The sequence below is a fragment of the Sutterella seckii genome, assembly GCF_009183815.1.
GTDB classification, from domain to species: Bacteria; Pseudomonadota; Gammaproteobacteria; order Burkholderiales; family Burkholderiaceae_F; genus Sutterella; species Sutterella seckii.
This window is the reverse complement of record NZ_WEHX01000112.1, coordinates 1-6,830: the sequence shown is the minus strand read 5'-3', so window position 1 is coordinate 6,830 and position 6,830 is coordinate 1. Positions and strand designations below refer to the sequence as shown.

The 6,830-nt window shown below is 57.3% G+C and carries 7 protein-coding genes and 1 tRNA gene; 2 read left to right on the top strand and 6 right to left on the bottom strand.

Features of this window, described 5'->3' with window-relative positions:
* Window positions 1–138: 138 nt before the first annotated feature.
* A complete protein-coding gene (locus GBM95_RS10600; RefSeq protein WP_152159063.1) occupies window positions 139–525 on the top strand; it encodes a hypothetical protein in 387 nt (128 codons plus the stop codon).
* 121 nt (window positions 526–646) lie between these two features.
* Here the strand turns inward: GBM95_RS10600 and GBM95_RS10595 are convergent, their stop codons facing one another.
* The 6 genes from GBM95_RS10595 to larA form a co-directional block, all read right to left on the bottom strand.
* The gene (locus GBM95_RS10595; protein ID WP_226963284.1) at window positions 647–1,852 is read right to left on the bottom strand and encodes an MFS transporter; all 1,206 of its coding nucleotides are present in this window, start codon (window positions 1,850–1,852) and stop codon (window positions 647–649) included.
* A gap of 282 nt (window positions 1,853–2,134) precedes the next feature.
* Complete coding sequence (locus GBM95_RS10590; protein ID WP_152159062.1) at window positions 2,135–2,392, bottom strand: FeoC-like transcriptional regulator; 258 nt, start codon at window positions 2,390–2,392, stop codon at window positions 2,135–2,137.
* Window positions 2,393–2,517: 125 nt separating this feature from the next.
* Window positions 2,518–3,027 carry a CreA family protein gene (locus tag GBM95_RS10585; protein WP_152159061.1) on the bottom strand — a complete coding sequence of 170 codons (510 nt, stop codon included), beginning with the start codon at window positions 3,025–3,027 and terminating at the stop codon, window positions 2,518–2,520.
* Between the two features lie 100 nt (window positions 3,028–3,127).
* Window positions 3,128–3,565: a hypothetical protein gene (locus GBM95_RS10580; RefSeq protein ID WP_152159060.1), complete on the bottom strand. Its 438-nt coding sequence runs from the start codon at window positions 3,563–3,565 to the stop codon at window positions 3,128–3,130.
* 498 nt (window positions 3,566–4,063) lie between these two features.
* Window positions 4,064–4,939 (bottom strand): adenine nucleotide alpha-hydrolase family protein, encoded by an 876-nt coding sequence (locus tag GBM95_RS10575; protein ID WP_152159059.1) that lies wholly within the window; start codon window positions 4,937–4,939, stop codon window positions 4,064–4,066.
* Window positions 4,940–5,033: 94 nt separating this feature from the next.
* Window positions 5,034–6,344 (bottom strand): nickel-dependent lactate racemase, encoded by a 1,311-nt coding sequence (larA, locus tag GBM95_RS10570; protein ID WP_152159058.1) that lies wholly within the window; start codon window positions 6,342–6,344, stop codon window positions 5,034–5,036.
* A gap of 262 nt (window positions 6,345–6,606) precedes the next feature.
* Here larA and GBM95_RS10565 point away from each other — a divergent pair.
* A tRNA-His gene (locus GBM95_RS10565) sits at window positions 6,607–6,682 on the top strand.
* The last annotated feature ends 148 nt before the right edge of the window (window positions 6,683–6,830 follow it).

The window sequence follows — 6,830 nt, the reverse complement described above, 5'->3', positions numbered from 1 at the left end:
CGTTAAGCCTTGATACTAGGAACCGCCGTATACGGAACCGTACGTACGGTGGTGTGGGAGGACGGCATGGGAACTAATCCCATGCCTCCTACCCGATTTCCAATAAAATTGCGGAGTTGACTACTTCGACCGCATCTCATGCTTCAGTTCATTCTTTCCGCCGGCATCATCGCGATGCCCTTCCTCATCCCGATCGTGATTCTCATCTGCCTGCGCTTCTGGCCGATGAAGCATGACGGACAGCGCACCGCCATGAAGCTTGCATGGGGCTTCTACGGCCTCTCGCTCGCAGCCTTTCTCGGGCACGCCGCGACGCTCGGCGCCGGCATGCAGGAATTCTTCCTCGCTTTCTGGGGCGCGCCCGGCACGATGGGCGCCTGGTGTTATGCGGGCTACGCTTTCCAGGCATTCGCCGTCATCGCGCTGATGGTGGTCGTCAACTGGGATACGATCATGCTCTTCATTGAAGCGAGACGCCTGCGCAGGGAAAGAAAGAACGCGGAGGATCCGACTCAGAAGCCCTGATGCCGGGAACGGCTTCCCGGGATGTAGAAAAAAGCCGAAGGCTGTGAAGCCTCCGGCATTTCATAGAAACAGGCAAAAATGCGGCTGAACGGTCATTCCGACGGATCGGCCGCTCTTCGCATCATTTATCCCTGAGCGCTTCCTGAAGCGCCTCCACGCGGTCCTCCATCCGTTCGCGCTGCCGGATCAAATGAATCTGCCACTTGGCGAAAAGGAGCCCGAAGCCTGCGAGCGCAAGGAAAATGCCCGGCATGGCCGCCCAGTTGGCGGCTTTGCCGGCTTCGATCGGAAGACCTCCCAGCCAGGCGCCGACGGCATTTCCGGCATTGAAGGAGCATTGCGCGAGGGCTGCGGCAAGGAGTTGTCCTTCGCCCGCGTTCTCAATCATCATGACCTGTTCGGGACCGGAAATAAAGAAGACGCAGGCTGCCGCGAGCGCGGTAAGCAGGACGGCTGCCGGCGCCCAGTGTGCCATGAAGAAGAGCGCGACAAGCGTGATGAAAAGACACCCCTGACCGGCAGCGGCAAGGGAGGGATCCGAGAACCTTGACGAGATCTTCGCGCAGAATAAATTGCCGAGCACCATGCCGGCGCCGGCAAGCGTGATGACCAGGGACATCATGCTCGCGGGAATTTCCGCCACGTGCTCGATCACCGGGTTGACGTAGGAATAGTAGGCAAAGAAGCCTCCGTTGCCGAGACCAATGGCGCCGAGCACGAGCCAGGGCTCAAGCGTGCCGAGAAAGCGGAACTGCGCTTTGAATCCCCGGTCCGGCAGAGGTTCCGTCTGAGGAACCCACAGGCGGATTGCAAGAAGCGCGAGGAGGGCGAGCAATGCCGCTATAACGAAGGCGGCTCTCCAGGAAAGCGCCCACGCCAGAAAGCTCGCAAGTGGTACTCCGCCGAGGTTTGCGATCGTCATGCCGGCAACCATCATGCTTACGTCGTGCGATGCCTTCCCCGGTCCTGCAAGCTTTGCGCAGACGATGGATCCCACGCCGAAAAAGGCGCCGTGCGGCAGGCCCGCGATGAAGCGCGAGACGATCATGAGGGAATAGCTCGGCGCAAAGATCGTGAGCGTGTTCCCGAGACAGATGAGCGCGGCGATGATGAGAAGAAGGCGCTTGAGCGGAATCCTGCGTGCGATGGTCACCATCAGCAGGACGCCGGCGCAGACGCCGGTGGCGTAGGCGGAAATGAAGTGTCCGGCCTCAGGAACGGTGACCGAAAGATCCTCTGCCGTCGGCAGAAGGATCGACATCATTGAGAATTCGGCGATGCAGAGCGCAAGCGTGCCGAGCGCGAGCGCTAAAACGTGTTTGGGCATGATTGAGGGTGCCGAAACAGAAAATCTGGAGAACAAAAAAGGGCGCGATCATCATTGATCACACCCTTCGTCTATTTGTGGCCGGCGGTTTTCCTGAAGGAACTTCATCCAAGCTCAGCGTGCTTCATATAGAGCTTGCTGCAAGGACTCCCTCCAACGACTTGGTTCAGCTTCTTTCGGAAACGAAAGACCACCAGAACCACAACGAAAAGAATTATGCCTTGATCCCTGCCCGGAAGCAAGCTTTAAGACGTAACACTTTGTTTCCCGAAGGAAGTTTTTTCACGCTTCCTTCGACTGAAGGGCCGCTGCCGCCTGCAGGGTCAGACGATAGCCCTTGCCGTGGCCTTCGCCCGAGCAGCCGCAGTCTCCGCCGCAGCAGCTGACCTGATGAACCACTTCCACGTCGCTGCGGGAAACGAGCTTGTCGAGCATCATTTCCATCATCGGGGCGGAAACTTTGAAGTGCCAGGCGAGGTCGCGGAGGCTGATGCCCGGACGGTCGTAAATAAGTTGGCGCACTTCGGTTACGGAAACCATGAATGAAATCTCCTCTATGGTCGGGCCGCCTTTCTCATGAGCGCGGCCCTGGAAGCATGACAGGGGAACATTCTAGCGTTGCGAACGAAAGTCGTTCGCAATTCCTTTGCTCAGTTGCTTCTGCGTCAAAGCTCTTTTCCGGGAGCGGGCGGAAGCGGCTTCTGATAAGCCGAGGAGCCCCAGAGCGGCACCGTGGAGATGGAGTGCTTGAAGCTGCCGCTCGTCTCCTTGGTTGAGTAGGAGAGGTAGATGAGCGTCTGGTTGGCCGGATCGTAGATGCGGCGGATCTTCATGGTCTTGAAGAAGATGCTCTTGGATCGTGTGAAGATCACCTCGCCGTCGCGCGACTTGTCGATCGCATCAATCATCGCCGGCGTGATGTCGCCTGTCTGGCGGCAGGAGATGGCGCTGTCCGAGGGGTCTGCGAGCGTGAGCGGAGACTCGATGCTCGCGACGTGACAGGTGACGCCCGGGATCTTTTCGTCCACGAAAGCGTCGAGCTTGATGTTTTTGAAGGTGAGGAAGCCGAGCGAAACATCGGCAACTTCAGAATCAGAGCAGCCGGAGAGAAGGCCGGCAAGGAGGAGCGCAGAGAGGCCGAGCGCGGTTCGGCTGCGGAAAGTGCGGATGTTCATGGTGCTTTTATGAAAATGGTATTCGGAGAAGAACGTCGCACTCCATTCTGCACGAGAGAAGCGTCCGGTGCTGAAAACCGGACGCTTCAGCGCTACTCAATCAATAGCGCGCTTTCTCAGCTTCAATGCTGCTTGCGAGCCCCGCCTTGACGGCCAGCGCGGCAAAAATTACCGAAGTAAACCCGGTGACGGCAATGGTGCCGGCAGCTACATGCCAGAGCCCGGAGAAATACCAGAGGGCCGGGAGCAGGGAAATAAGCGCGGCTCCTGCGGCGAGCACAACCATCGGACGACGGGACTTCCACACGCCCGCCCTGGTGAGATGCACGGCGCTCACGGTGCTTCCGAGCGCGAGCACGGCAAACACGGTGGAAATGACGATCACGACCGGCACGAAGGCTTCTGCAATGAAGGGCGATACCTGGTCGGTTGCAAGCGCAAAAAAGGTGAGCGCGGCAACCCAGGCGCAGAAGGCCGCGCCGCCCATGTCCTTCGACATGGCAGGGCCGGCATAAGTGATTTTCGTTGCGGTGATCATGAGGACCTCTGTGGTTGAAGTCTGAAGAATCCGCTGTTCAGTACTTGTTTCTGAGCGGGCTTCAGGAATGCAGAAATGAACCAGCCCCAGGCGCTGCGCAGTGAGGATTCAGGAATGAATCGCAAAAACGTAGGATGGATGCGCAGACGTCGAAGGCGTCGTAAAAGTGAATGGATTCTAGGGGGATCGGAATGATTTCGTTTTCACCCCGGGAGCTCGCTGAGGGGCTCTTCTGACTGTGAGGCCCTGTATTTCATGGAAAAAGCGCAGGAAGTAATAAAAATATAAAAATTTCAACTTGTTGTGAATATCCATCACTTCATTAAAAGTCGCAGATTGAATATGTGAGATTTATATATTACCTCATAAAATGACCGTCATGAATTCGTATGATTAATAAGATATAAATATGATTATTATTTTTCGCAACACTGATTATATTTATAAAAAAAGACGCCTGCAGGAGGCGTCTTTTTCGAAGTGCTTCAAGGCATTGAATCAGCTTTCGGGCTGCTGCAGGCGGTCGTAATAGCCCGAAAGGCTTTCGAGCACTTCCGCACGCAGTCCGGGGAGGCGATTGCCGAACTTCTGTCCGAGCTTCCCGATCAGGGTCTCGAGTTCAATGTCCGCATCGGGTACGGCATCAAAGGACTTCTTTTCAACATGCAGAAGCGTTGTCGTCTTGTTGGGCATCCGGATGCGGAAGCGCAGCTTTGCGCCGAAGGGATCGTTTGCGACAAAGAGTTCTGCGTCGGCGAGGGCTTCAAGTTCGCCCTGGGTCGGAGTCGTACCGTAGGGGAAGCGCGTGAGAAGACACGGGCGGGCAGCCTGTTCGGGGTTGGGGAATCCGACCGCGCGGCCGATTTCACGGATGCGGGGCTTGGAGATTCCCGCCATGGCGAGAGGTGAAAAGACATGAAGCTCTTCGAGCGCCTGGATGCCGGGGCGATACACGGCAAGATCCGACGTGTTCGTGCCGTCGCAGACGGGGCCTTCGCATTCCATCTTCCGGGCGATGTCCTTGAGCGTCTCGAAAAGATGGCGCTTGCAGACGTAGCAGCGGCGCGTGCCGGCGCGCGCGAGCTCGGGGAGCGAGAGGGAGCTCGCCGGCACAAGAAGCGGCTCGTATCCGAGCGCTTCAGCGTCCTTGAGGGCGAGCGCAGTTTCGTCGGGCGCAATCTGCGGTCCGATGATGTGAAGAAGATGCGCTTTAAAGCCGAGCTGCTTCGCGCAAAAAGCGAGGAAGCGGCTGTCGAGGCCTCCGGAATAGGCAATGCAGAATTCGCGCGCCGGGGCAATGTCGAGGAGCACGTCCTTAAGCGCCTGAATCTCTGGAAAATCGAGGAGGCTTTGCTCTTTTTCAGCGTTCGTCATGAGGTCTGAAGTAGGGACTGGAGAAAAACGCAAGCCCGCTTTTATCGAGCGGGCTTGACTCTTCGGATGCGAAGCTTAATACGCTGCAGCGCGCTTAGCGACCGCACTTGCAGGAGCAGTTGTGTTCAGGTGCAACGCGCGGCACCGTGAGCGAACCCTCCGGCATCATGATGGTCGAGGGATGGTCGCCGAGGTACTCGTGAGCGATCTTGAGCGCCTCCTCAACCGTGTCGACGGCAGCCGTGAAGTGCATGCTCTTTGCGAGATCGCGGTTGAGCGCCGTGACGAGGATGAATCTGGCTTTCCCGAGAGGACGCGTAATGGCGAAAGCCTTGTTGGCGCCGATCTGGAAGTTGTCCTCAAGCTCCTTCTTAATGGCTTCAGGCGTGCGGAGACGACGGAAGGTTTCCTCGAGCTTGGCCGACCCGGAACCCTCAATGCATTCGGCAAGGAGAATGACGACGCCGCCCTTGCGCACGGCGCAGGCCGCGTTGTCCATCGTCTTCTGCATCTGATAGACGTTGATGTCCTTCGGGTAGCCGCCGCAGGAGGCGATCACGAGATCGGCTTCCTTCGGGATTTCGCAGCCGTAAACCTCGTCGACGAACTTGCAGGCTTCCTTGTGGGCCTTGATGTAGTCGCCCGCAAAGATCTTGAGGAACTCATGCTTGGCGTTGAGAATGGCGTTGAAGAGGAAGAGGGAGCGGCCCTTCGCAAAGAGCGCCACGCCTTCCATCTGGTCGTCGTAGCAGGGGTTGCCTTCCATGCGGCCGAGGCCGGCCTTTTCGGAAAGCATGTGGCTGTGGTTCATGCGGACCGTTTCCATCGCGGCGCAGCCCGGAAGGATGGCCTTTCTGCCGCCGCCGTAGCCGGAGAAGTAGTGGTGAACGATCGTGCCCGTGAGGAAGATGTGGTCGACGTGGCAGAGTTCCTTGTTGATCCAGACGGGAGTGCCGAGCGACGTCGTGCCGAAATATTCAAAGTCGTCCTTGTTGGTCGCGATGCTGTTGTACATCTTGATGCGGCGGGCAACTTCGGGGCTCACTTCCTTTTCCATCTCTTCGGGCGTCATGGCGCGGTGCGTGCCGAGCGCGAAGACGATCTTCATGTTTTCGTCGGGAACGCCGAGCTTATTCATCTCGTTGACGAGAATCGGCATGAAGATTTCGCTGTTGGCGATGCGGGTCGGATCGTTGCAGATGAAGGCAACCGTGTCGCCGGGCTTCACGATCTCATTGACGGGGGGCAGACCGATCGGATGGTAGAGCGCTTCAAGAACATGCTCGTGCACGTTCTGCATGACTTCAAAGGGTTCGGTGCGGACGACCTTCAGCACATCGTCGGAGTCGTATTGAAAGGTTTTCCGGCCGTTGCCGTAAGCGAAGTCATAAGTTGCAAGCGTCATGTTTTTCTCCTTTGCTTGACCGCGGCCGGCCCTTCCGAGGTATGGCCGCAGGCCTCAAGTCATGAACCGCGCCGATTATAAAGTTTTGCGGTGCCGGAATTTGTCTTCCCGCGCCCGGGACAATGCCGTCTTCTGTCCGTCAGGAACGAGAGGCAAATTTTTTTTGCAGGCCTCTTGACAAATTTTTATTTGTGCGTAGAATTCCACTCCTCACAACGACGCGCTCTCAGCGAGACGCAGCGAAGTGAGAAAAATCTGGATGGTGGGTGTAGCTCAGTTGGTAGAGTCCCGGATTGTGATTCCGGTTGTCGTGGGTTCGAGTCCCATCTCCCACCCCATCCACAGAATTCGAAAAAGCTCCTGATTCTAGCGGTCAGGAGCTTTTTTATTGCCGTGTGCCCGGCATGGGCGATTTCTATAGGGTGAAAGTCCCGATGAGCAGGAGGTAGTGCCAAGCTCACAGCCAGAGGCAAGGGTGTCCGTCGT